General features: G+C 47.5%; 22 protein-coding genes. 4 read left to right on the top strand and 18 right to left on the bottom strand.

Going from position 1 to position 25,186, the window contains the following annotated elements; genetic code table 11:
• Positions 1-301 precede the first annotated feature (301 nt).
• Positions 302-1,147 carry a pyruvate, water dikinase regulatory protein gene (locus tag QN379_RS11235; protein ID WP_322239570.1) on the top strand — a complete coding sequence of 282 codons (846 nt, stop codon included), beginning with the start codon at positions 302-304 and terminating at the stop codon, positions 1,145-1,147.
• A gap of 103 nt (positions 1,148-1,250) precedes the next feature.
• Here QN379_RS11235 and QN379_RS11230 read toward each other — a convergent pair whose 3' ends face one another.
• The 16 genes from QN379_RS11230 to rpsB all read right to left on the bottom strand — a co-directional run bounded on the left by QN379_RS11230 (position 1,251) and on the right by rpsB (position 17,495).
• Positions 1,251-2,039 carry an RNA methyltransferase gene (locus QN379_RS11230; RefSeq protein WP_322239572.1) on the bottom strand — a complete coding sequence of 263 codons (789 nt, stop codon included), beginning with the start codon at positions 2,037-2,039 and terminating at the stop codon, positions 1,251-1,253.
• A gap of 72 nt (positions 2,040-2,111) precedes the next feature.
• Positions 2,112-2,738, bottom strand: coding sequence for a ribonuclease HII (gene rnhB / locus QN379_RS11225; RefSeq protein ID WP_322239574.1), 627 nt, complete (start codon positions 2,736-2,738; stop codon positions 2,112-2,114).
• 206 nt (positions 2,739-2,944) lie between these two features.
• Positions 2,945-4,159, bottom strand: coding sequence for a lipid-A-disaccharide synthase (gene lpxB, locus QN379_RS11220; protein ID WP_323506674.1), 1,215 nt, complete (start codon positions 4,157-4,159; stop codon positions 2,945-2,947).
• Positions 4,104-4,892 carry an acyl-ACP--UDP-N-acetylglucosamine O-acyltransferase gene (gene lpxA / locus QN379_RS11215; RefSeq protein ID WP_322239579.1) on the bottom strand — a complete coding sequence of 263 codons (789 nt, stop codon included), beginning with the start codon at positions 4,890-4,892 and terminating at the stop codon, positions 4,104-4,106. The genes lpxB and lpxA overlap by 56 nt, the downstream gene beginning before the upstream one ends.
• A gap of 5 nt (positions 4,893-4,897) precedes the next feature.
• Positions 4,898-5,404, bottom strand: a complete 507-nt coding sequence (gene fabZ / locus QN379_RS11210) for a 3-hydroxyacyl-ACP dehydratase FabZ (protein ID WP_322239581.1) — start codon at positions 5,402-5,404, stop codon at positions 4,898-4,900.
• Positions 5,397-6,452 (bottom strand): UDP-3-O-(3-hydroxymyristoyl)glucosamine N-acyltransferase, encoded by a 1,056-nt coding sequence (gene lpxD / locus QN379_RS11205; protein WP_322239583.1) that lies wholly within the window; start codon positions 6,450-6,452, stop codon positions 5,397-5,399. The genes fabZ and lpxD overlap by 8 nt, the downstream gene beginning before the upstream one ends.
• A gap of 23 nt (positions 6,453-6,475) precedes the next feature.
• Positions 6,476-6,997: an OmpH family outer membrane protein gene (locus tag QN379_RS11200; protein WP_416186840.1), complete on the bottom strand. Its 522-nt coding sequence runs from the start codon at positions 6,995-6,997 to the stop codon at positions 6,476-6,478.
• A 59-nt stretch (positions 6,998-7,056) separates the two neighbouring features.
• Positions 7,057-9,444 carry an outer membrane protein assembly factor BamA gene (gene bamA, locus QN379_RS11195; protein ID WP_323506673.1) on the bottom strand — a complete coding sequence of 796 codons (2,388 nt, stop codon included), beginning with the start codon at positions 9,442-9,444 and terminating at the stop codon, positions 7,057-7,059.
• Positions 9,445-9,550: 106 nt separating this feature from the next.
• Positions 9,551-10,918, bottom strand: coding sequence for an RIP metalloprotease RseP (gene rseP / locus QN379_RS11190; RefSeq protein WP_322239587.1), 1,368 nt, complete (start codon positions 10,916-10,918; stop codon positions 9,551-9,553).
• Positions 10,918-12,087, bottom strand: coding sequence for a 1-deoxy-D-xylulose-5-phosphate reductoisomerase (gene ispC / locus QN379_RS11185; protein WP_322239589.1), 1,170 nt, complete (start codon positions 12,085-12,087; stop codon positions 10,918-10,920). Before ispC ends, rseP begins: the two co-directional genes overlap by 1 nt.
• Positions 12,088-12,095: 8 nt before the next feature.
• The gene (locus QN379_RS11180; protein ID WP_322239591.1) at positions 12,096-12,929 is read right to left on the bottom strand and encodes a phosphatidate cytidylyltransferase; all 834 of its coding nucleotides are present in this window, start codon (positions 12,927-12,929) and stop codon (positions 12,096-12,098) included.
• Positions 12,929-13,693 carry a polyprenyl diphosphate synthase gene (gene uppS, locus QN379_RS11175; protein WP_322239593.1) on the bottom strand — a complete coding sequence of 255 codons (765 nt, stop codon included), beginning with the start codon at positions 13,691-13,693 and terminating at the stop codon, positions 12,929-12,931. The genes QN379_RS11180 and uppS overlap by 1 nt, the downstream gene beginning before the upstream one ends.
• 228 nt (positions 13,694-13,921) lie before the next feature.
• Complete coding sequence (gene frr, locus QN379_RS11170; RefSeq protein ID WP_322239595.1) at positions 13,922-14,482, bottom strand: ribosome recycling factor; 561 nt, start codon at positions 14,480-14,482, stop codon at positions 13,922-13,924.
• 173 nt (positions 14,483-14,655) lie between these two features.
• On the bottom strand, positions 14,656-15,372 hold the full coding sequence (gene pyrH, locus QN379_RS11165) for a UMP kinase (RefSeq protein WP_322239597.1): 717 nt from the start codon (positions 15,370-15,372) through the stop codon (positions 14,656-14,658).
• Positions 15,373-15,666: 294 nt separating this feature from the next.
• Positions 15,667-16,548: a translation elongation factor Ts gene (tsf, locus tag QN379_RS11160; protein ID WP_322239599.1), complete on the bottom strand. Its 882-nt coding sequence runs from the start codon at positions 16,546-16,548 to the stop codon at positions 15,667-15,669.
• Positions 16,549-16,742: 194 nt separating this feature from the next.
• On the bottom strand, positions 16,743-17,495 hold the full coding sequence (gene rpsB / locus QN379_RS11155) for a 30S ribosomal protein S2 (protein WP_322239601.1): 753 nt from the start codon (positions 17,493-17,495) through the stop codon (positions 16,743-16,745).
• A 374-nt stretch (positions 17,496-17,869) separates the two neighbouring features.
• Here rpsB and map point away from each other — a divergent pair, with 374 nt between their 5' ends.
• From map to QN379_RS11140, 3 genes are all read left to right on the top strand, one after another.
• Positions 17,870-18,673 (top strand): type I methionyl aminopeptidase, encoded by an 804-nt coding sequence (gene map, locus QN379_RS11150; RefSeq protein ID WP_322239603.1) that lies wholly within the window; start codon positions 17,870-17,872, stop codon positions 18,671-18,673.
• Between the two features lie 200 nt (positions 18,674-18,873).
• A complete protein-coding gene (locus tag QN379_RS11145) occupies positions 18,874-21,426 on the top strand; it encodes a [protein-PII] uridylyltransferase (RefSeq protein ID WP_322239604.1) in 2,553 nt (850 codons plus the stop codon).
• 54 nt (positions 21,427-21,480) lie between these two features.
• Entirely contained in the window at positions 21,481-22,227 is a 747-nt protein-coding gene (locus tag QN379_RS11140; protein ID WP_322239606.1) for a pseudouridine synthase, read from the top strand.
• A 140-nt stretch (positions 22,228-22,367) separates the two neighbouring features.
• Here the strand turns inward: QN379_RS11140 and QN379_RS11135 are convergent, their stop codons facing one another.
• On the bottom strand, positions 22,368-22,838 hold the full coding sequence (locus QN379_RS11135) for a DUF1854 domain-containing protein (protein ID WP_322239608.1): 471 nt from the start codon (positions 22,836-22,838) through the stop codon (positions 22,368-22,370).
• A gap of 13 nt (positions 22,839-22,851) precedes the next feature.
• A complete protein-coding gene (locus QN379_RS11130) occupies positions 22,852-25,113 on the bottom strand; it encodes an ABC transporter ATP-binding protein (RefSeq protein WP_416186891.1) in 2,262 nt (753 codons plus the stop codon).
• Positions 25,114-25,186 lie beyond the last annotated feature (73 nt).

The raw sequence follows: 25,186 nt of genomic DNA, 5'->3' as shown, positions 1-25,186 counted from the left end.
GTATTGCATTTGACATAACAACCTCTAGTTTGATGATAAGAAATCTTTAAGTGCATGCGCGTAACCATTCTCTTTTGTTATGCTCTGGCAGGTCGCGCTAATTTATCTGTTGGTCGCCATTTTATGTCAATTCGCAACTAAAGTGAGAACTAGACTAGTAACAGAATGTGCCCATTGTGAGCAATTTGATCATCAAGGCTCTTTATGCCAAGGTCTTGTATCGTGTACTCTATCACTGCGAACAGTATTAGGATTTAGTTAGATTTCCCTCTTTTTAACCGGTTTTTTTCTCATATACACTATGTCAGACGCTCCAACGCTTCCACTGCCAGCCGCAAACCGCACTGTCTTTTTTGTTTCCGACGGCACCGGCATTACCGCCGAAACGTTCGGGCATTCGGTCCTGACACAGTTTGAACTGCGCTTTAAGCAGGTGCGGCTGCCGTTTATCGATACGCTCGATAAGGCTTACGAGGCGACGCGCAGAGTCAACGAAGCATTCGCTACAGATGGCAAATTACCAATTGTTTTTTCTACATTGGTAAAAACAGATTTGTCAAAAGTCATACAGCAAGCCAAGGCTATGCATATGGATTTGATTCAAACTTTTGTCGAGCCACTGGAAAAAGAGTTAGGAATTAAATCAACTCATACCGTCGGTCGCAGCCATAACACTGCAAATTCCGAGGAATATAAGAATCGAATCGAAGCAATTAATTTTTCGCTGGCGCATGACGATGGGCAGTCGAACAAAAATCTGGCCGATGCTGACGTTATTCTGGTTGGTGTGTCACGCTCAGGCAAAACACCAACTAGCTTGTATCTGGCGATGCAATATGGCATTAAGGCGGCAAATTATCCGTTGATTCCCGAGGATTTCGTCCGCGAAAAATTGCCAAGTGGCCTAATGCCATTTAAACAAAAAATCTTCGGTCTGACTATTTTGCCGGAGCGACTGTCCGAAATACGTAATGAACGACTTCCAGGTAGTAAGTATGCCGCGCTTGCTAACTGCCGCTATGAAATCAATGAGGCGCAAGCCATGATGCAACGTGAGGGAATAAGGTGGATGTCATCAACCACCAAGTCAATTGAGGAGATCGCCGCGACCATCCTGCAGGAGATGAAAACAGAAAATGATGGATAGTATGAGTCGATCAGCCAACCAATCTGCTTACCGGTATTATCCCGCTATAACGAGGTAATGCTTTATTCGAATCAACGTAGCTTGATGACATGGCTGGCAACCATTAATTAGGCTGTGATTGGCGCACTTGCTCAAAAAAACAAATAGCGGCAGCGGCGGCGACATTGAGTGACTCCATTTGTCCCAAATGGGGAATAACAACCCGCTCGCTGGCTTCTGCCAATAAATCCTCAGCAACGCCCTGCCCTTCATGACCGAACAGCCATGCCACAGGCGTTTTCAGGTCTGCCTGAAACAGACTCTTTTGGGCATAGGAACTGGTTGCCAAAACCGGTATTTGTGCATGCGTGACAATCGCTAACAAATCGACATTCTCAAAAATCTCAAGCAAAAAATGGGCCCCCATACCAGCACGTAGTACCTTTGGCGACCAAGCATAGACAGTGCCAGACGAACAATAAACCTGTTTGATGCCAGCGGCGGCGGCGCTACGCAAAATAGAACCGAGATTACCAGGGTCTTGCAGATTATCGAGCAACACCGCAGATTGGGTGATGGCGTCCGGCACAAAAAATTGCGGTGTATCGACGACAAATAATAGCCCTACTCCATGCTCCACCTGGCTCAGAATAGTAAACTGCGCGTCAGAAAAGGCAACACACTGAACGCCTCCTGACTCACAACGAGCAATCAAAGCTGCCGCTTCCGGGTGCAACAATGCGCTTTCGCTAGCAACGCATAACGATGGGAAGCCGTAATGTTGTAGATATGACTCGGTTAAGTGGACGCCATCCAGCAAAGACTTACCCAACTTGCGCCGCGTTTGTGAGCGGGTAGCCAGCAGTTTCAATTCTTTATACAGAGAATTATAGGGGGAGGTAATCAGTTTCATATTGGCGAAAGGTGAGGATTGCAGCTAACTTGTGGCACATCGGACATTTTAAGACGATTAAGGTACGCGAACTTAAACTGCACGTTCAAGCAACAACATTGCGCGAACCGGAGCATACGATTTACGATGGACTGGCGATACACCGTGTACACGCAGCCGCTCCAGATGTAATGCGGTCGGGTAGCCTTTGTGCTGATCGAAGGCATAGAGCGGATATTGCGCGTGCAAAATGTGCAACGCCGCATCACGCGCAGTTTTAGCGAGTATCGATGCAGCCGAAATCGCTTGAACCTTGTCATCCCCCTTCACAATCGCCTCGGCACGAATGCTCATAACCGGACAACGATTGCCGTCGATCAGCGCGAGCGTCGGTGGCATCGACAACCCTTCGACAGCACGCTTCATCGCCAGCATACTTGCCTGCAGAATATTTAGGGTATCGATCTCTTCCTCGCAGCATTCCGCAATCGACCAAGCTAACGCACACTCTTTAATTTGCACCGCCAATAGTTCGCGTCGCTCTGCTGTCAACTTTTTGGAATCACGCAGGCCGATAATAGGACGGGATGGATCAAGTATGACGGCTGCAGCAAAAACCGGCCCCGCGAGCGGTCCACGCCCTGCCTCGTCAACGCCACAAACAATCTCGTCTGGGTAGTCATAATCAAATAGCGGCAGATCAATGTCAGAAATTTTCAAATTAGTGTCCAACTATCTATAAAAAAATTCATAATAGTGCAATGTCGATACGATATCGGCAGACAAGGCGGCTTAGAAATCAAAGACACGCCAGCACTTTAACTTTACCAGTCACGGTCTTCAACTCTGGCAGAGCGCAGCATAACTCGCAACGCCTGGTCATTTAAGCAGCTCAATACATCGGGTATAATAATAAGAAGACATAATTAATACTGATCAATGATTTTCAATACTGCTTGTGCACTCTCGTTCGCGGTGTCGCGTAACAGCGCGATGTGCATCTCAGTAAAACGCTCACGCAACATCTCTTGAAGCGCTACGTCTTGCAATTGGCTCCACAACGCGTCAGCAAGCTTTTGCGGCGTTGCCGCATGCTGCAATAACTCTGGCACCAGAAATTCCCGGGCCAAAATATTTGGTAGTCCGATCCATGGCTGATAGCTCATGTGGCGCAATATTTCCCAAGTGGCACGCATCATCTTGTAAGCAATCACCATCGGTTTTTTGTACAGCGCGACTTCGAGCGATGCCGTACCGGATGCCACCAGAACAGCATTCGCTGCTTCCATTGCAACATGTGACTGACCATCAAGCAATTGGATTTCAACATCTTGCAAGCCAGCTTCTTTGATCAACTCGATAAACAAAGCGCGCTGTTTCGGGCCGGCCATTGGCGCTATAAAACATATATTTTTATCACGCGCTGCCAGCATTTTGGCAGCACCGACAAAACTGACTGTGTTGTAACGAAGCTCCGACATGCGGCTGCCCGGCAAAATTGCCACGACCGTAGCATTGGCTGGCAATCCTAGCGTGACACGTGCCCCCGCGACGTCCGGCACCATTGGAATGACTTGCGCGAGCGGATGGCCCACATAAGTTGCAGGAACTCCAGCCTGGCGATAAATTTTTTCTTCGAATGGAAATATCACCAGCATATGCGAACCGGAGCGTGCAATTTTCTTGATCCGCCCGCCACGCCAGGCCCAAATTGATGGACCGATAAAATGGACTGTGGGAATACCCGCGTGATTGAGTTGCGTTTCTAGTCCAAAATTAAAATCGGGAGCATCCACCCCAATAAAAATATTTGGCTTTTCGATGAGTAAGCGATCTCGCAAAGCGACCTGAATTCCTTTTAGCTCTCGATAGTGGGCGAGTACTTCAAATAAGCCGTTTACCGCTAGCTTATCCATCGCCCAATGACTAACGAATCCATAATCTGCCATCTTGGGACCACCGATGCCGTACATCAAAGCCTCCGGCAATTGTGGTCGCAACCCAGATAACAAACAACTCGCTAACAGATCGCCCGAGGTCTCTCCGGCCACCATTGCAATCGAAACAGGTGATATGTCCGGCACGTTAGCGAATAATGCCGCGTTGAGAAGAGCTGATGAATTCGCGCAGCATGCGAACATACTCGGCTGAGTCAGGAGACTTTAACTCTTCTGCCTCTAGCGCAGCTTTGGCTTCCTCTAAAGGTAATCCTGAACGATAAATCAATCGATAAGCACGCTTAATCGTCATGACCTGTTCGCTGCTAAAACCACGTCGTCGCAAGCCTTCGCTATTAATCCCCGCAGGAACTGCCCGATTACCGGCAGCTGTTACAAACGGGGGGACGTCCTGGCTGACTGCCGCAGTAAATGCAGTCATTGCGTGAGGGCCGATACGGCAAAATTGATGTATTGTGGTGAATCCCCCAAGCAAAACCCAGTCGCCCACGTGCACGTGTCCTGCCAATGTCGCATTATTTGCTATGACTGTATGACTGCCAATTTGACAGTCATGTGCAACGTGAACATAAGCCATTACCCAATTGTCATCACCTAACCGCGTGACACCGACATCCTGCGATGTCCCCAAATTGAGCGTTACAAATTCGCGGATTGTATTGCCGCTTCCAATCTCAAGGCGCGTCGGTTCGCCAGCGTATTTTTTGTCCTGTGGCGCTGCACCAATCGAGCCAAATTGAAAAAATGTATTATCACGACCAATGCTGGTATGCCCCTCAATCACAACATGTGGCCCAACCTTGGTTCCGGCATCGATAGTGACATTCGGCCCAATGATCGAATAAGCACCGACTTCGACCGTACTATCAAGTACAGCGCGGGAATCAACAACTGCGGTAGAGTGAATTCGACTCATCGAAATCACGCAGAAATATTAGCCGGAGCAACAGGAGCGACGGCATGTTCAGGCGTTACGGCATGGCGCATGGTGCACATAAATTCTGCCTCCACAGCAAGCTCTCCATCTACAGTGGCAATCGCTTTGTATTTCCAGATTCCACGTACCACGCGCAGAATTTCAACCTCTAGTTTGATCTGATCCCCGGGTTCGATAGGGCGACGGAAGCGCGCCTTATCTATACCTAGAAAATAGACCACAGTATTTTCGTCCGGTTTGCGGCCTTCACTCAAAAAAGATAATAACGCGGCTGTTTGCGCTAATGCCTCAATGGTTAATACACCGGGCATAACCGGTTTGTTCGGAAAGTGACCGTTAAAGAACTCTTCGTTGATCGTGACATTTTTGATAGCAGTAATCGATTTACCACTTTCCCAGCGCAATACCCGATCCACCAGTAATAACGGATAGCGATGCGGTAAGTATTCTTTAATCTGGCAAATATTGAGACCGTTATTAAGACTATTCATTATCTTTTTCTGTAAGCTGTTTAATGGAATTTTCCAAGGCCCGGATTTTCTGTCGTGTGGCGCTCAAATTGCGCACCAGCGCTGCCGATTTTTCCCAATCGCCATGCTTTGCAATTGGATAGAAACCCGTGTATTGACCTGGCTCCAAAATAGAACGTAAGGCGAGTGTACCGGCTGAAACGTGCACATGATCAACGATGGTGATATGACCATGTATCATAGCCGCGCCACCGATAGAGCAATATTTCCCAATCTTAGCGCTACCGGCAATGCCTGCACATGCAGCAATAGCAGTGTGCGCACCGATATGGCAGTTATGGGCAATCTGGATCTGGTTGTCCAGCTTAACCCCTTCTTCAATAACGGTATCGGATAAGGCTCCGCGGTCAATCGTCGTGTTTGCGCCAATTTCAACATCGTCCCCGATCATCACACGACCGGTTTGTGGAATTTTAACCCAAGTTCCTGCATCGTTCGCAAAACCGAATCCATCGGCGCCGATTACCGCACCCGAGTGGATGATACCGCGCTGACCAATTTCACATTCTGCATAAATCGTGACATGTGCATGTAATCGGGTCATCGACCCTATTTTTACAGCACGACCAATCACACAGCCCGGGCCGATATACGCATGATCAGCAATCACCGCCTCTGCATCAATAACAACGTTCGCACCAATACATGCGGTCGCCGCTATGCTTGCAGATGGATCTATAACGGCAGAAGGATGAATACCGGCATTCACCAATGGCGCATTTAGTTCCACAAAAATTTGCGCAACGCGCGCAAAGTAAGCATAGGGATTTGTAACAACAATACGTGTTCCCTGAAAGCTTACACTGAGGAAGGCATCATCCGCCACAGACAAAACGATGGCCGCTGCCTGACTTTGGATTGCTTGAGATCGAAACTTGGGATTGGAGAGAAATGTAATTTGTGTTGCCGTTGCATCACTTAACGGCGCAATGCCGGATATCGCAATATCCGCATCGCCAATTAACTGGCCGCCCAAGCGTTCGACCAGTTCTTTCAGCCGAATGCTCATTGTGGCCTCATTTAAAAACTAGATTACTTGTTGAGTGCTTTCAGCACTTTATCGGTAATGTCAATACGTTTATTCGCGTATACAGCATCCTGAAAGACGATATCGTAATTTTCAGCATCTGCAATTTGCTTAATTACCTTATTGGTCCGCTCCAGCACAATGGCCAACTCCTCATTCCGACGCTGGTTCAGATCCTCTCGAAACTCACGTTGTTTACGTTGAAAGTCTTTATCCAGATCAGCTAGTTCGCGTTGACGCTTTAATCGCTCAGATTCCGGAATTGTTGCAGAATCCTTATCTAACTTGTCAGACATACCCTTCAGGCGAGCAGCCAGATCCTGCAAATCTTTATCGCGCTTGGAAAACTCAGCCTGAATTTTAGCGTCTGCAGCCTTGGCAGGTGCAGCCTCACGGAAAATCCGTTCGTTACTAACAAAAGCGATTTTTGAACCCTCCTGCGCATAAACAGCCGCGCTCGAGGTCAGACAAAGTGCCAAAACCGCAGCCAATTTCAGCGATCCGAATGATGTAGTAAGAGACTTCAAAGCCGTTCTCCGCTATTCAAATTAAACATTATGCCATTCTTGTACAACAGTGCCATTTCTTAGAATCCTGTGCCTAACTGAAACTGGAAATGTTGCACTTTATCAGAAACACTTACACCATCTATAATTTGAGTTTTAGCATTCAAAGGCATACCCCAACTCAACTTCAATGGGCCAATCGGAGAGACCCAGCTCAAGCCGAAGCCAGTTGAGTACCGCAAGTCTTTGAAAGACATTGGCGTCTTATCAGCAAATACCTGACCGCCGTCCAGAAACGTAAACCAACGTAACGTACGATCATTGCCAGAACCAGGGAACGGAAACTGCATCTCGAGGTTACCAAATATACGCTTAGAGCCACCAAGTGAGTCGCCATATTGATCGACCTTCGAGCCGAGTGTTGAAGCTTCGTAACCGCGTACGGTTCCAATACCACCAGCATAATAGTTTTTGAAGACTGGGTAAGCCTGACCAAATAGCCCTGCACCGTAATCAACTTCGCCGTTCATTGCCAATGTCACGGCATTACCAAATAGCGGTTGGAAGTATTGATGCTGATAACTTGCTCTGTAGTAACGCAAAGTACCAACAGCAGATACTTCCAGATTAGCACGCTGATAACGGCCCTTTGTCGGAACCAGAGCGCTATCACGACTATCACGTTGCCAAGCTACAGTCAGAGGGAAACTAGTTGTCGCTGCCGAACTTGGACTTCTAAGGAAGCCCGTCGCAGGGTCAATTCTGCCATTACCGAAATCGGCCACATATTGCTGATAAAGGCTCGGGCTCAGACCATCCGCATATACTTTGGTATTTTCAACACCAATGCCGAAGAAAATCGTGTCAAGTTCTGAAAACGGAACACCGAACTTGACATCACTACCAAGAGTACGGACTTTATAGTCACCCTGCGTGTACACGGAAGGACTCACTGTGCGCAAGTACAAATCATACGTCCGACTGACGCCGTCGTCGGTGAAGTACGGATTGGTCTGCGATACGGCAATAGTCCGATTAGTGTGACTAGTGTTGACTTCCAAGCCTACCGTGTTACCACTACCAAACGCATTCTGTTGCTGAATAGAACCGGTTAAGCTGACTTTGTCGGCTTGTGAAAAACCTGCACCAATCATAATGTTACCGGTCGGCTTTTCGGTCACCGTCATGTTGACATCAACCTGATCCGTGGTCCCTGCGACTTCTGGCGTATCAATATTCACATCTTTAAAATAACCCAGGCGATCAACCCGATCACGCGATAATTTAATATTTGAACCGTCATACCATGAATCTTCAAATTGACGGAATTCACGACGCACCACTTCGTCACGGGTCTTGGTATTGCCAACCACATTTATGTGGCGCACGTAAACCCGTTTACCAGGGTCGACCATAATGGTAAACGCGACTTCCTTTTTATTCCGATCTAATATCGGATTAGCATTCACATTAGCAAATGCATAGCCGAAATTACCAAGGCGCTCTGAAATTTTCTTCGTAGTGTCGGTTAACTTCTGGCCGGAAAATACCTCACCTTTTTTCAGTTGTATTAATGACTTAAGCTCGTCTTCACGACCGAACATCTCACCTTCCAACTTGACATCAGATACTGTAAATTTATCGCCTTCATTAATATTTAAGGTAACGTAAATATCTTTTTTGTCTGGTGTAATTGATACTTGGCTAGAATCAATCTGCATTTCGATATAACCACGGTTCAAATAATACGAACGCAAGGTCTCTATGTCGCCAGCCAGTTTTTCTTTGGAATATTGATCAGCCTTGGTGTACCAGGTAAACCAACCTGGCGAACGCAAATTAAGTTGTTCTCGTAACTTATTGTCAGAAAAGACTTTATTTCCAACAAAATTAATTTGCTTGATGCGAGAAACGTCTCCTTCATCAACCGCAAAATTAATGTTAACGCGATTTCGCTCAACTGGCGTTACCGTCGTTGTGACTTTCATACCGTACAAACCACGCGACAAATACTGACGCTTCAACTCTTGCTCCGCGCGATCAACTAAAGCCTTATCGTAAATACGCGACTCACCGACGCCGATCTGCTTCAGGGCTTTGGTGAGCTGGTCTTTATCAAATTCTTTGGTTCCAGAGAATGCAACGCCAGCAATTGCAGGTCGCTCCTCGACCATAATCACTAGTACATTGCCATCCGACTCCACTCTGACGTCTTTGAAGAAACCAGTGGCATACAGCGCTTTAATGGAAGCTGTTGCCTTTTCGTCGTCGAAAGTTTCACCGACACGCACCGGGAGGTAATTGAAAACGGTACCAGCCTCGGTCCGTTGGATACCTTCGACACGAATATCCTTGATCACAAAAGGCTGCACAGCCAGCGCCTGTCCTGAACAGAGAGCGAAGGCCGCGATTGCGATCAAACGACGGGGAAGAATCGACAAAGGGAAATGCTGGGAATGTAATTTCATTAGCGATCGTTTGTTATCAATGTCCTCGCCGACCACGATTGTCGGACAAGAAGAAAAAACTTGAGATGAACCTCACTATTTGAGAAGCATGTAGCGAGGCTCAACACTAAAATATAAGGCGAACGATGTCATTAAACATAGCAACTGCCATTAACGTCATCAAAATGCCAATACCTGCACGTTGAGCAATTTCTCCAAAACGTTCAGGAACGGGACGTCCGGTCAAAACTTCCACCGAATAATACAGCAAAAGGCCCCCATCTAAAACCGGGATAGGGAGCAAATTCATGACACCTAAACTGATACTAATAAAAGCAATAAAGCTGAGATAACTAATTGCGCCAATACGTGCAGTTTGCCCTGCGTAGTCCGCTATAGTAATCGGACCAGTAATATTTTTCCAGGAAACCTGACCAACCAACATTTTTCCCAGCATTTTTAAGGTCAAAACGCTGCTATCCCAGGTTTTTTCGGCACCTTTTACCAGCGCTGCCAACGGCGTACTACTGGCAACAATCATTTCTGGCGCTAATGGTACCTCTACTTTAATCTGGCCGAATGTCTCGCCTTTATTTTCTTGCCGGGCTGGCGTCACTTCGAGTTGAAAAACCTGACCCTCACGCAATCCTGCGATGGTGAGCTTTTTATCTGGTGAGGAACGTACCTTTTCAACTAATGCCAAGCCATCATCAACCGCAAGACCATTAACACTCGTAATTAAATCACCCTCACGTAACCCAGCCTTCATAGCAGGCCCATCAGGCATGACTTTGCCCAGTACCGCTTTTGGTCGTGCCAGTGAAATCCCCAACTTCCCTAAAAAATCACCCTCTAGCTCCTTAGCGCTAATACTGTTTAACGGTAAAGTGACAGTATCCAATACATTTCCGCCTGAAGGTCCAGTATTCAGGTGCTGAACATCCAGCTTCACACTACCTTTTTCAAGCGCAACCTGCATCAGCTTCCAGCGAAGGTCTGACCAAATCTGAATAGGCTCACCATCCACCGCGGTCACCAACTCACCACCACGTAAGCCAGCTTGATAGGCTACAGATTGCTCTGGGACGGCGCGTAATTTAGGTGTCGGCTCTGGGATGCCATGGATGTATAAACCAGCGAATAACAAAATAGCGAGCGCAAAATTCGCTAGCGGCCCAGCAGCAACAATCGCTATACGCCGCCATACGGACTGATGCGTGAACTCACGCTTAAGATCTGCCGGAGACATGGCGCTAATGTCTTGCTCGCGCGCATCAAGCATTTTTACATAGCCGCCTAATGGCAACAGGGAGATCGCCCATTCGGTCTGATCTGGCCCAAAGCGGCGTGAGAAGATCACTTTTCCCATCCCGACAGAAAAACGCAAAACCTTCACGCCGCACAAACGTGCGACCGAGTAATGACCGAGTTCGTGAATGATGACTAATGAACCCAACGCCACCAGAAAAGCTAAAATTGTTTGTATGAAGGCCATCAGGAGATTAATGAGCGAACTGCAAGACGAGCCAGATGATCCTGCTCAAGCAGTGAGTTAATATCGGTTACCGTGCATAACGGCAACTTGTCCATAGTACGGGCGATTAATTGATCTATCATGCGAAATCCGATTTTTCCATCAAGAAACGCTTCGACAGCGACTTCGTTCGCTGCGTTTAATACCGTCGCCGCTGATCCCCCTGCCAACAGCGCATCATACGCGAGTTTCAAACAAGGGAAGCGAGTCAGGTCAGGCTTAGTAAATTGCAATTGACCGATTATAGTCAGATCAAGTGGAGCAACGCCAGAGGAAATACGCTCAGGGTAAGCCAAAGCATAAGCAATCGGCGTGCGCATATCAGGATTACCTAATTGCGCTAAAACAGAACCGTCCACGTAGGACACCATCGAATGAATAACACTTTGGGGATGGATCACCACCTCAATTTGACTCGCTGGCGTACCAAACAACCAATGCGCCTCGATGACTTCGAGGCCTTTGTTCATCATGGTCGCTGAATCGACTGAAATTTTTCGCCCCATTACCCAGTTAGGATGGGCAACTGCTTCTGCTGGCGTGACTAATTCGAGCGTCTCGACCGCTCTTCCGAGAAATGGACCACCAGATGCCGTCAACAGAATCTTGACAATTCCCGCAGCGCTCGGATCACGCTGATATCCGTGTGGCAGGCATTGAAAAATCGCATTATGCTCGCTGTCAATCGGCAAAAGCGTTGCGCCACTGATGCGCACGGCATCAATAAACAACTGGCCCGACATGACGAGCGCTTCTTTGTTCGCCAACAGGATTTTTTTTCCGGCATATGCTGCTGCCAGCGATGGTGCCAATCCTGCGGCACCAACAATCGCAGCCATGACCGTGTTGCAAGACGGTGAACTCGCCACTTCGCACAAGGCTTGCTCACCGTAAGAAACCTGTGTTTTTAAGCCTTTTGAAAGCAGTAGCCGTGACAATTGAGAGGCCGCTTGCGCAGTACCCACAACAGCAACCTGCGGCCTGAATTGTTCGCACTGCTCTGCCAGCTGCTCAATCCTGCTATGCGCGGTCAACGCGTAAACGGCATACCGCTCAGGATGGCGCGCAAGCACATCGAGCGTGGATACACCTATTGAGCCGGTTGAACCGAGAATTGTAATATTTTGCATGAGCGACCTTAAAACCAGTAACCCAATAATGCTACCAACGGGAGCACAGGAATCAACGCATCAATTCGATCTAAAACGCCGCCATGCCCCGGTAACAGTTGACTGCTATCCTTAAAGCCGGCACGGCGTTTTAATAATGACTCAAATAAGTCCCCTATTACACTCGCCATTACCAATATTGTCATGACACCAAATAAGCCAGGCCAACCCCACACCAGGAATAGCTGCACAGGAAAAGTATCTGCTAACGGTATCGCTGCAGGAGAAACGCAAATGAGGCTGGCGATCACCAACACAAATACCCAGCCTCCAATCGCCCCCTCCCACGATTTACCCGGCGAAATGGACGGTGCTAACTTACGTCTTCCAAACGCTTTGCCACAAAAATAGGCGCCAATATCTGCAACCCACACGATGGCCATCACTGAAAGCAAGTAAATTGGAGAATGCAGGAAAAGTCCGAGGATAGCAAGAAAACAACCAAAAATCGAGATCGCGTAGGTGAATCCAACGATGCGATTACCAACACTGTTGAGCGCCGGCAATCCTAAACCCAAAGAAGGCGTAAAACGCAGACACCAAAGCGCTACGCAAAGAGCAAATAGCGAACCCAGATTGGCACCATTGCCTTTTACCAATACCAAAATGAGTAAGATCATTGTAGCAGCGGCACAAGCTAACGCACGCTGGCCAGTGACGCCAAAAAGCCGCGCGCACTCCCAAATGGCAGCGGCAAAAAAAAGTACGGCGACAATAGCAAACGCAGGAAAAAAATTGAGATAAAGAATCGGCAATAACACTGCCAATAGTAACAACGCTGTAATTACACGCGTTTTAAGCATCAAGACGCCTTTTTATGTTTTACCAATTGCTCACTGGTACGCCCAAAGCGACGCTCACGCTGCTGATAAGAGGCAATCGCCTTATCTAGTTCAGCGGCGTCAAAATCAGGCCAATAAGTATCCGTAAAATAGAGTTCGCTATACGCTAATTGCCATAGCAAAAAATTGGAAATCCGCTGCTCACCGCCAGTGCGAATAAATAGGTCTGGTTCCGGCGCATAAGCCATAGCCAGATGCTCAGCGAGTTGATCTTCAGTAAACGACAACCCGTTGTCAGGGATACCTTGGGCCAACATCTTTTTTACAGCCTGCATAACGTCCCAACGACCACCATAATTTGCACAAATGGTGACAGTTAAATTGGTATTGTTCGCAGTTTTACGCTCAGCATTGGCAATCATATCCCGCAACTTAGCGTCAAAACGACTCAGATCACCAACCACCTTCAGACGAATTCCATTGTTATGCATTTTTCCAACTTCACGTTCGAGCGCGGTAACAAAAAGGCGCATTAATAATGACACCTCTTCTTCAGGACGTCGCCAGTTCTCAGAACTAAATGCAAACAAAGTGACAAACTCGACACCAAGCTTGGCACATGTCTCTACAATATTACGAACCGCCTCGACGCCTTTACCGTGCCCCGCAAAGCGTGGCAAAAATCGGCGCGTAGCCCAACGGCCGTTGCCATCCATAATGATAGCTATATGCCGAGGCACTACCGCACTTGACGGCACTGAAAGCGTCGAACTTGAATAAGTCATGAAAAATGAAATAAGAATGATTGTTTAGAGCCTGCTGCTTCGAATCGTCCGTAAAATTCTCGGTACCGATTTAGAATCTTACTACGCAGACTTGATCGGAATGCGGGAGCAGCACAAAAAATTTCACTTACAGAAAAATTTCTTCTAGTAAACGTCTGTTCATGTGCCGCTCGTCAATCCATTGATGGCTGCTTACAAAATATCCTGAATCGGACATCCAGCAATACTTTACACCGTCAAAATTTCTTTTTCTTTATCTACGACCTGCTTGTCTACATCGGATACCGCTTTGTCTGTCAGCTTCTGAATTTCATCTTGGGCGCGTCGCTCGTCATCATCGGAGCACTCTTTATCTTTAACGAGTTTTTTTAGCCCTTCATTGGCGTCTCGACGAATATTACGTATAGCAATTTTCGCATCTTCTGCTTCGCTTTTGACGAGTTTGACCATTTCTTTACGACGTTCTTCCGTCAATGCCGGAGTCGGAACACGAATGATCTCTCCTTGCGTCGATGGATTCAGGCCTAAATCAGCTTCCCGAATCGCTTTTTCGATGACAGCAATCATCTTCTTTTCGAATGGCTGTACACCGATGGTACGGGCATCAATTAAGGTCACACTTGCGACCTGGCTCAAAGCCGTGGGGCTACCGTAATACTCAACTTGAACATGGTCCAATATGCCGGTATGGGCACGGCCGGTACGTACTTTGGCCAAATCTGCGCGCAAAGTCTCAAGGGACTTCTGCATTCTCAGATCGGTACTTTTTTTAACGTCAGCAACGCTCATGCTGCTCTCCTATTCGTAAGCCTTAGGCTTTAATCTTTGAATAACTTAATTTAAAAAACTGCCTAATATTCAGCTATACCGTCCACTAAACATTCCAAGATATCATTCTAGAATGAAGACCCTGCGGAGATACCATGCAGGTCCACCCTCACACGCGTGAACAGGTTGATATTTTAAACGTGAACCAGCGTACCCTCATCTTCACCCATAATCACGCGCAGTAACGCGCCCGGTTTATTGATAGAAAATACTTTAATGGGTAGCTTTTGATCGCGGCACAACGCAAACGCCGTTGCGTCCATTACTTGCAGATGCTTAGTAATAACTTCATCAAAAGTAATAGTGGTGTAGCGTGTCGCGGCAGGGTCTTTTTGAGGATCTGCGCTGTAGACGCCATCAACTTTGGTCGCTTTAAGCACTATTTCGGCGCCAATTTCGGAACCGCGCAACGCCGCCGCCGTATCCGTAGTAAAAAATGGGTTACCAGTACCTGCTGCAAAAATCACTACTTTATCTTCTTCCAGATATTGCAACGCTTTTGGTCGTACATATGGTTCTACCACTTGCTCGATACTGATCGCCGACATGACGCGTGCAGTCAATCCGGCTTGACGCATAGCATCTGCCAGCGCTAGTGAGTTCATCACTGTTGCCAACATGCCCATATAATCTGCCGTGGCGCGATCCATTCCTTCTGCACCGGGTGCCACACCGCGGAAAATATTTCCGCCGCCTATAACAATCGCCAGTTGCACACCTAGCGCTGCAATTTCGGCAACATCGGCAACCATACGATCGATAGTCGCTCGATTGATGCCATAGGCATCATTGCCCATCAGGGCTTCACCGGAGAGCTTAAGGAGAACACGCTTATATGCTGGTTTGGTCATGGTCTGAGTCCTTCGTTCTATCCGATTAACAATTAATTATTACGTATTTTTATTATTACACTAGCTATTCGAGGCTACTATTTTTTAAATTAGCCACCTCGATATTTACTACGATCATGCATTACAACTTAGCTGTACAAATTACAACTTTGCGCCTGTAAAGTAAATCCGCCCCATTAAACTGCAGGCGATTTGCAGTCACAAAATGCTTGTCGCGCCATTTAGTCCACGTATGGATCAAAAAATTCCCGACAACAGAAAAAACGGGCCTTCCGGCCCGCTTTTTCCTATTATTTAAGCTTGTCCGGCTGCGGCAACCGTTGCCGCAACCTCTGCAGCAAAGTCATCTACTTTTTTCTCTATGCCTTCACCGACCACAAACATCGCGAACGACTTAACGCTGGCATTTGCCTCTTTAAGCATTTGTTCGACGGTTTGTTTGTCGTTTTTTACGAACGACTGATTCAATAAAGAAACTTCTTTCAAGAACTTCTGTACCGAGCCTTCAATCATCTTTGCAGCGATTTCAGCAGGTTTGCCAGATTCTGCAGCCTTCAAAGTCGCTACCGAGCGTTCTTTTTCGATCAGTTCCGCTGGCACTTGATCCGAAGACAACGATACTGGCTTCATTGCAGCAATATGCATAGCAACATCTTTTCCGACTTGCTCATTCGCAGCGTCGTACTCAACCATTACACCAATACTGGTGCCGTGAATATAAGAAGCGAGTTTGGCAGTGGTTTCAAAACGCTGAAAACGACGAATCGACATATTCTCACCGATACGACCAATCAATTCTGTACGACAAGATTCGACAGTACCTCCATTCAATGGCAAGGCGGATAAAGCAGCGATGTCAGCTGGATTATTTTCCGCTGCCAACTTGGCGCAAGCGTTAACCAATGCGATGAATTCGTCATTTTTGGTTACGAAGTCTGTTTCGCAGTTAACTTCTACCAAAGCGCCAACGCCGCCAGTGATATAAGCAGCAACAACGCCTTCGGCTGTAATCCGGGAGGCTGCCTTCGAGGCTTTTCCACCTAATTTAACACGCAAAATTTCTTCTGCTTTGACCATGTCGCCTTCGGCTTCCGTCAACGCTTTTTTGCATTCCATCATTGGCGCATCAGTTTTTGCGCGCAGTTCACCAACCAGTGCTGCAGTAATTACTGCCATATTATTCTCCTAGAATTGGGGCGGGTAAGGCGCTTTCGCCATCTGGTCGCTTAAGTCTCTTGTGAGGCTAAAACCGTCAAGAACTAGACCGAACCATCATCCGCACACCAGTCAAAAATATTCGGGATATACAAAAAAAGGGGCCATCGCTGCCCCCTTTTTTTGGTTGAAGTGTGTTACCTCAATCTCAGGATTTACGCCTGATCGTTAACTTCAACGAACTCGTCACCAGCATTAGCCTTGATCAACTCAACTACATCATTAACAGCGTTAGCACGGCCTTCAATGATTGCATCAGCAACACCACGAGCGTACAAAGCAATTGCTTTAGACGAATCGTCGTTACCAGGAATAATGTAAGTTACGCCTTCTGGTGAGTGGTTGGTATCAACAACGCCGATCACCGGGATTCCCAGTTTTGCGGCTTCAGTGATAGCGCCTTTGTGGTAACCGACGTCGATAACAAAGATTGCGTCAGGAATGCCGCCCATATCCTTGATACCGCCAATAGCTTTTTGCAATTTGATCATTTCACGCTGGAACATCAAACCTTCTTTTTTGCTCAGATTTTCTACTGAACCGTCAGCGATCGAAGCTTCCATTTCTTTCAGGCGCTTGATCGAAGTCTTGATGGTTTTGAAATTAGTCAGCATACCGCCCAACCAACGTTGATCAACGAAAGGTGAACCTGAACGTGCAGCTTCAGCAGCGATGATTTCACGTGCCTGACGCTTTGTACCAACAAACAGGATGTTGCCGCGATTGGATGACAATTGGCGAATATACTTCATCGCTTCTTGGTACATACCAAGGGTTTTTTCGAGGTTGACAATGTGAATTTTGTTACGATGACCGAAGATGTAAGGTGCCATCTTTGGGTTCCAAAAACGAGTTTGGTGACCAAAGTGAACACCGGCTTCCAGCATTTCGAGCATTGTTACGGACATAATTTTCTCCAGGGTTGGGTCTGGAATCTGCTCAGTCACCAGATTTGTATATATACATATACAAGAAGGGCACCCTTTTCGAGCGGATTCGCGATTTAAAACAACGAGTTACGACGTTACTATCTTTAGTGCTAAACAAAATAATGCAACGCTGCCTGAATAGCAATTCCAGCCAGCCCAAGATTCTACCTCAAAACAGGGTAATGCTTCAAGTACCCAATGCCTGTTTACAGCGAAGCTAAGCCAGCTCGACTATAATTAGGGCTAAATTAGGCAAGCTGCCGAATCTCAATTTAGCTGGGACTACCATTCCCTCTATTTTTTATGATTCTTTCGACATTATTTTGTCATTCTTTTCCCACATTTATTCACCTATGTCCTCTATTTCAATTAAAACATCCGAAGATATCGCCGGTATGCGGATTGCTGGCAAACTCGCCTCGGAAGTTCTTGATTACATTACTCCTTACGTTAAAGTCGGCGTCACTACCGGTGAACTGGATCGTCTTTGCCATGAATACATGACAAATGTTCAGGGAACCATCCCAGCGCCATTGAACTATTGCCCCCCAGGTTACACGCCCTATCCAAAAGCAATCTGCACATCAGTAAATGATGTGATTTGTCATGGTATCCCTGGCGATAAGGTTCTTAAAAACGGTGATGTCGTGAATCTTGACATTACGGTTATTAAGGACGGCTATCACGGCGATACAAGCCGCATGTTTTATGCTGGCGAACCGTCAATCATGGCAAAACGTCTCGGTGATGTGACATATGAATGCATGTGGCTTGGGATTGCCAAAATTAAACCCGGCGCGCATTTGGGCGATATTGGCTACGTCATTCAACAACATGCAGAAAAAGCCGGATACAGTGTTGTTCGCGAATTTTGCGGGCACGGAATCGGCAAGGTATTTCACGAAGAGCCTCAAGTGCTGCACTATGGACGTCCTGGCACTCTCGAAAAATTAGAAGCAGGAATGATTTTTACCGTCGAGCCAATGATCAATGCCGGGCGCCGCGACGTTCGCGAAATGGGCGACGGCTGGACCATCCGTACAAAAGACCGTAGTTTGTCGGCTCAATGGGAGCACACAGTTCTGGTGACGGAAACAGGTTATGAAATTCTGACAAAATCGGCTGGAACGCCACCGCCGCCGGCTTTCATCGTGTAAGCTGGCGCTACAAAATTTATTGCCATATTAATCATTGCGTTACTCGGCAGGCCGGTTTCAATCCTGGATTGACAACTGCCTCCCGAGTTTTTCGTTAATGTGCGCTTGTCATTTGGCGCGGGAAGTAATCGTATCATTCGTCAATATAGCAATCGTTCCAGCTGTCCCAACCGCCTTTTTCCGCTCCCTTTAGCAAAGCTATGTCGACACTTGCCAAAACCCTAAAAAATCAACTCAAAACTGAACGGCAAACGGTCATCAATGCTTTTTTAGTCAACGGCAAACCCGAACCGCTACTGAAGCAATTACGACAAAGTGTCGATACCGCTCTGACGTTAGCGTGGAAAATACTCCAGTTACCCGCCTCCGCCTCATTGGTTGCAGTAGGCGGGTATGGTCGGGGGGAGTTATTTCCGCATTCTGATGTCGATCTATTGATTTTATTAGAAGCGGTACCCGATGCTGAGCTAAAGAACAATCTGGAACAACTTGTTCAATTATTTTGGGACATTGGCCTGGAAATTGGCCATAGCATCCGTACGATAGACGAATGCATGACCGAAGCTGCTGCCGATATCACCGTCAAAACCAGTTTGCTCGAGGCCCGACTGGTCACTGGCAACAAGCACCTTTTCTCTGAGTTACAAAAACGGTACGACGCAGCGATGGACCCACGTGCCTTTTTTCAAGCAAAAAAACTGGAAATGCGGCAACGCCATGTGAAGTTTGAAGATACCGCGTTCAGCCTTGAGCCCAACTGCAAAGAAAGTCCGGGCGGCCTGCGTGATTTGCAGGTGATATTGTGGGTCGCCAAGGCCGCGGGCCTAGGTGACTCATGGACTCAGCTTGCCAAGCGATCTTTGATTACAGCCACTGAAGCACGGCAGCTAAGACAAAAAGAACGCGCGTTCAAAGACATCCGCATTCGTCTGCATATTCATACTAATCGCCGCGAAGATCGACTGGTGTTTGACGTCCAGACACCAATCGCTGAAACCTTGGGTTTCAAGACAACCGAGACCCGACGCGCCAGCGAATATCTGATGCAGCGCTATTATTGGGCCGCTAAAGCGGTCACACAGTTAAATTTGGTGCTTTTGCAAAATATTGAAGGGTATCTGTTCCCACAGCCCATAGTTCCTCGGCCAATTAACGAACGTTTTAATCAAATAAACGGGCTAATTGACATAGTCGCGGATAATCAATTTGAGACCATGCCGTCCACGATGCTCGAACTATTCTTGCTTATCGCGCAGGATACCAGGCTTAAAGACATGACCGTGCGTACGCGCAGGGCTCTATGGCATGCGCGCGCAAAGATTGATGCTGCGTTCCGTCGAAATCCCTACAATCGCTCATTATTTTTGCAAATTATTCAAGCACCGCAAGGAATAACCCATGCTCTACGCGGGATGACTGAGACCGGTGTTTTGGGGCGCTACCTCCCCAATTTTCGTCGCATCGTAGGTCAAATGCAACATGACCTGTTTCACGTCTATACAGTCGACCAGCATATTTTAATGGTGGTTCGCAACGTGCGCCGCTTTACGATGAGCGACCATGCACACGAATATCCCTTTTGCAGCCAGTTAATTGCCAACTTTGCGCGCCCCTGGATACTTTATGTAGCGGCGCTTTTTCACGATATCGCAAAAGGTCGCGGCGGCGATCATTCCCAACTCGGCATGGCCGATGCCAGCCAATTTTGTCAGCAGCACGGATTGACGGCAGAAGACACCGAGCTCGTGGTCTTTTTGGTGCAACAGCATCTGACGATGTCTCAGGTGGCGCAAAAGCAGGATATGTCAGATCCTGACGTTATTTTGCAATTTGTTAATACGGTCAAGGATGAACGTCATCTAACAGCGCTCTATTTACTGACCGTCGCCGACATCCGTGGAACCAGTCCCAAGGTTTGGAACGCCTGGAAAGGCAAGTTACTAGAGGACTTATATCGCATCACCCTAAGAGTATTAGGGGGTGAAAGCCCCTCCACTGATCGTGAACTAAAGAATACCCAAGAAGATGCATTGAGGACATTGCGCTTATATGGCTTGCCCAATGATGCGCATGAGCCATTGTGGGCGCAACTGGACGTAGCGTACTTTCTACGCCACGATGCCGCCGATATAGCCTGGCAGACGCGTTCTTTCTACACACTCGTCAATAGCCCGAAACCGATCGTTAAGGCCCGGCTCGCGCCAATCGGCGAAGGCTTGCAAGTGGCTGTGTACACGCCCGATGAAACCGATTTGTTTGCACGTATTTGCAGTTATTTTGATAGCAAGAATTTCAGCATTCTGGATGCGAAGATTCATACAACCAAACATGGATATGCCCTTGATACATTTTTATTGAGTGCGCCGTTGTTCGCCAAACATTATCGCGATATTATTAATCTGATTGAGCACGAACTGACCGAGCAACTTGAGGCGCGTGGTCCACTACCTGCGCCGACTCGTGGTCGGTTGTCACGGCTGTCACGTACCTTTCCGGTTACGCCAACAGTTGACTTACGGCCAGACGAACGGGGACAATATTATTTATTGGCTATCACTGCCAATGACCGCGCTGGTTTGCTTTATTTGATCGCGAACGTACTCGCCAAATACAAAATTAATTTACATACGGCCAAAATTATGACGTTGGGCGAACGCGTCGAGGATGTATTTTTAGTCGATGGCAATGCGCTCAATCATAATCGCCTGCAACTACAACTCGAAACCGATTTACTCGATGCTTTGCAGATTTAAGCCTTATTTTATTTTGCTTTCACCATTTTTTACCTTTACCTGATTTGCATCTTTATGACTGAACCGTTACGCCTTTCCAAACGCATGTCCGAACTCGGCCTGTGCTCACGCCGCGAAGCCGATGAATGGATCGCCCGTGGCTGGGTGCGTGTAGATGGCATCATTATCTCTGAGCTTGGCAGCAAAGTACTTCCACATCAACACGTCACAGTAGAGCGCCAGGCCAGCGCCGAACAGGCAAAGCGCGTCACTATATTGATCAACAAACCAATGGGTTATGTCAGTGGTCAGGCCGAAGATGGCTACAAGCCAGCTGTCGTTCTGGTCAACGGTGCCAGTCGTTGGAAAGAAGATAAATCCGTGCAGGAATTTCACGGTAGTCAATTGCGTCATCTGGTTCCTGCTGGTCGGCTGGATATTGATTCCGTTGGTTTACTGGTTTTGACGCAGGACGGTCGAATTGCCAAGGAACTGATTGGCGAAGACTCGTCCATCGATAAAGAGTATCTGGTTCGCGTCCAATATCCGCATGGTGCAAAGTTGCCTGACAGCGATCTGCGGCGACTTAATTTTGGCCTTTCTCTGGATGGCAAGCCACTAAAACGGGCCATCGTCAAATGGCAAAACGAAGATCAACTGAGCTTTACGCTACGAGAAGGTAAAAAAAGGCAAATTCGTCGCATGTGCGAACTTGTCGGCCTGAAGGTAACGGGATTGAAGCGAATCCGAATCGGCAAAATCACGCTTGGAGATTTGCCGACAGGAGAATGGCGTTATCTGAATCTTGACGAAAGTTTCTAAAGGGCAAGTCACATTCTATTGCAGAATGTGCTTTCCCTGAATATCAAACTTCGAGCGGTATAGTGACAGCGAAAGCATAATCTCAAAGAAAGCGACGTTTTCAAACTTCCGCTTTTCAGGAAAAAAATAGCCAAATAAATTTATAAAAATCGATCTAAAATTTTACGGCTTACTTTATCCAGAGCGTGCATATCCCTGATCACAAAATGTACGCCGTGGTTATCCGCGATAAGCAAGGATGCGCCAACTAGTCGACGGATATCTTCCTCGCCCTTTAACGTAAAAATAGCGTCACCTCGGTTCGTTGTTACAGTCCAGCTACTCGGCGTTGAATAGCTCGATACATGTTGAATGCGTGTGATTTCAGGCATAAACTCGCGACTTGCCAACTCGTGCTCGACCATTGCGCGGGAATCATCCGGCAAATCACTTAAATGATCGATCCATGCAAGCTCCTGCCCATTCGCGGCCACAATTGACAGGCCTTCGTCGGCTGCGCTAATCGGAAACGCCCGCACTGGCAAAACGCCCTGATAGACTTCACCCTCGGCCGCAGTAAATACCAGTCGGCCAAACGCATTTAGACTCAATCGAAAATCATGCAGTGTCATTTTTATTGTCATCTTAATCGATAGTCTCAGGAATTTTACCGGTAATGCTATTCCAGTTTTCCAATTCCGGTTCTTCATCAACGTTGCGTAATTGGGCCTGATACAGGCGGTAATATGCACCTTCACTCGCCATCAGTTCATCATGATTACCGACCTCAACGATCTCCCCACGATCCATTACTACGAGTCGATCTGCTTTTCGTAACGTTGACAGACGATGCGCAATAGCGATGGTCGTACGGCCTTGCACCAGATTATCCAGTGCCTTCTGAATCTCTTTTTCAGTACTTGTATCGACGGACGAAGTCGCTTCGTCCATGATTAAGATACGCGGATCAATCAACAAGGCGCGCGCAATCGAAATACGCTGGCGCTCACCGCCTGACAGCGCCTGACCCCGTTCGCCGACCAGAGAATCGTAACCTTGTGGTAAACGCAAAATAAATTCATGCGCATGCGCGGCGCGGGCTGCGGCCACCACTTCTTTGCGGGTCGCCTCGGGCTTGCCATAAGAGATATTGTCAGCGATGGTTCCGAAGAAAAGAAATGGTTCTTGCAGGACGAGACCGATATTGCGACGATATTCGGCAATAGGCAAGGCCCGAATATCCACGCCATCGATCCTGATCGCACCTTCGGAGACATCATAAAAGCGACAAATCAGATTGACCAGCGTGCTTTTTCCTGAGCCACTATGTCCAACCAAGCCGATCATCTCGCCCGGTTTAATGGACAAATTCACCCCCCGCATCACCGACCGATTACCGTAGCGGAAGCCGATATCACGCAGTTCAATGGCGCCTTGAACATTCTCAAGATGCACCGGATTGGCTGGTTCGGGAACGCTCGAGACGTGATCGAGAATTTCAAAAATGCGCTTAGCACCGGCGGCGGCTTTTTGTGTCACCGAGACAATTCGGCTCATCGAATCCAAACGCGTATAAAAACGACCAATATAAGCGAGGAAAGCCACCAAAACACCCACGGTTATCTGATTTTGTGAGACTTGCCAAATACCGAAGGCCCACACCACCAACAACCCTATTTCGGTCAGAAAGGTAACCGTTGGAGTAAATAACGACCAGATTTTATTGACCCTATCGTTGACCAGCAAATTATGCCGGTTGGCTTCCTTGAACCGTGAAGCCTCGCGTTTTTCCTGAGCGAACGCTTTAACTACTCGTATTCCTGGAATCGTGTCGGCCAGAACATTGGTCACTTCCGACCAGATACGGTCTATTTTTTCAAAGCCGTGACGCAAGCGGTCACGTACCAAATGGATCATCCAGGCAATAAATGGTAACGGCAGAAGCGTAACCAACGCCAACCAAGGGTTAATCGAGATCAAAATCGCTGCGGTCATCAGCATCATCAACACATCAATTGCGAAATCGAGCAAATGCAACGATAAAAAGACACAAATACGATCAGACTCAGATCCGATACGCGCCATTAAATCACCAGTGCGTTTTCCACCGAAGTATTCTTGCGATAAACGCAACAAATGTTCGTAGGTCGACGTGCGTAAATCCGCACCAATACGCTCACTGACAATCGCTAAAATATAAGTCCGCGCCCAACCCAGTGTCCATGCCACCAAAGCAGAACCCAACAAACCGGCCATATACAGTCGAACGAGGCCGACGTCGATTGGCTTGCCATTTTGATATGGGATAAGAATATTATCCATTAACGGCAACGTCAGATACGGCGGCACGAGGGTCGCGGCGGTCGATGCCAGCGTTAGCAAAAAGCCAAATATCAAAGACCATTTGTAAGGCTTGGCAAATCGCACCAACCGAAACAAGGCCCAGCGCGATGATACTGCGCCCTTTTTTTCTGGACAGATTGCACACGAATCCTCACCCGGCGGCAGTGGAGCCTGACATTGGGCGCACACTCCTTCATCCAGATGATGTACCGGTTGCCCAGACAAATATGCTTCTAGTTGCTGCTCAAAATGGTTGATCAATCGCAAAGCAATGACATTCAATCCCAGCGTGTAGCGCCAGCATGCCAACCGTTTTTGTGGATCGATGAGTTCAAGGCTTCCTATCCCTGCGTGATCGAAGTGACGTAACGACAGTCCATCTGAATAAAGCCATTGTCCCCACTCTATGTCGCCTGACATTTTGGCCAATACACGACGATCAGTCACGACCACCAAACCACGCGTAAAATGTAATGCGGAATCGATATCCACTTCTAACCAAGCAGCGATCTTTTCTTCGGGCGCTAGTTGTGGTGCGACCTCCACACTCCAACGATCGGGCATAGATTGCATGATATTTTTGGAATGTAAAATCGAGCTAAGGTGTTCGCTTGTCATCTGAACCGCATGGTACATC

The organism is Glaciimonas sp. Gout2, assembly GCF_035018905.1.
Lineage (GTDB): Bacteria > Pseudomonadota > Gammaproteobacteria > Burkholderiales > Burkholderiaceae_D > Glaciimonas.
This window is presented reverse-complemented; position numbering and strand designations above follow the sequence as displayed.

Bases quoted from the DNA above. Each gene is read 5' to 3' on its own strand.
- QN379_RS11235 (WP_322239570.1), top strand. From the start codon at position 302: ATGTCAGACGCTCCAACGCTTCCACTGCCAGCCGCAAACCGCACTGTC.
- QN379_RS11230 (WP_322239572.1), bottom strand. From the start codon at position 2,039: ATGAAACTGATTACCTCCCCCTATAATTCTCTGTATAAAGAATTGAAA.
- lpxB (WP_323506674.1), bottom strand. From the start codon at position 4,159: ATGTTCGCATGCTGCGCGAATTCATCAGCTCTTCTCAACGCGGCATTA.
- lpxA (WP_322239579.1), bottom strand. From the start codon at position 4,892: ATGAGTCGAATTCACTCTACCGCAGTTGTTGATTCCCGCGCTGTACTT.
- fabZ (WP_322239581.1), bottom strand. From the start codon at position 5,404: ATGAATAGTCTTAATAACGGTCTCAATATTTGCCAGATTAAAGAATAC.
- lpxD (WP_322239583.1), bottom strand. From the start codon at position 6,452: ATGAGCATTCGGCTGAAAGAACTGGTCGAACGCTTGGGCGGCCAGTTA.
- bamA (WP_323506673.1), bottom strand. From the start codon at position 9,444: ATGAAATTACATTCCCAGCATTTCCCTTTGTCGATTCTTCCCCGTCGT.
- rseP (WP_322239587.1), bottom strand. From the start codon at position 10,918: ATGGCCTTCATACAAACAATTTTAGCTTTTCTGGTGGCGTTGGGTTCA.
- ispC (WP_322239589.1), bottom strand. From the start codon at position 12,087: ATGCAAAATATTACAATTCTCGGTTCAACCGGCTCAATAGGTGTATCC.
- QN379_RS11180 (WP_322239591.1), bottom strand. From the start codon at position 12,929: ATGCTTAAAACGCGTGTAATTACAGCGTTGTTACTATTGGCAGTGTTA.
- uppS (WP_322239593.1), bottom strand. From the start codon at position 13,693: ATGACTTATTCAAGTTCGACGCTTTCAGTGCCGTCAAGTGCGGTAGTG.
- frr (WP_322239595.1), bottom strand. From the start codon at position 14,482: ATGAGCGTTGCTGACGTTAAAAAAAGTACCGATCTGAGAATGCAGAAG.
- pyrH (WP_322239597.1), bottom strand. From the start codon at position 15,372: ATGACCAAACCAGCATATAAGCGTGTTCTCCTTAAGCTCTCCGGTGAA.
- tsf (WP_322239599.1), bottom strand. From the start codon at position 16,548: ATGGCAGTAATTACTGCAGCACTGGTTGGTGAACTGCGCGCAAAAACT.
- rpsB (WP_322239601.1), bottom strand. From the start codon at position 17,495: ATGTCCGTAACAATGCTCGAAATGCTGGAAGCCGGTGTTCACTTTGGT.
- map (WP_322239603.1), top strand. From the start codon at position 17,870: ATGTCCTCTATTTCAATTAAAACATCCGAAGATATCGCCGGTATGCGG.
- QN379_RS11145 (WP_322239604.1), top strand. From the start codon at position 18,874: ATGTCGACACTTGCCAAAACCCTAAAAAATCAACTCAAAACTGAACGG.
- QN379_RS11140 (WP_322239606.1), top strand. From the start codon at position 21,481: ATGACTGAACCGTTACGCCTTTCCAAACGCATGTCCGAACTCGGCCTG.
- QN379_RS11135 (WP_322239608.1), bottom strand. From the start codon at position 22,838: ATGACACTGCATGATTTTCGATTGAGTCTAAATGCGTTTGGCCGACTG.
- QN379_RS11130 (WP_416186891.1), bottom strand. From the start codon at position 25,113: ATGCCCGATCGTTGGAGTGTGGAGGTCGCACCACAACTAGCGCCCGAA.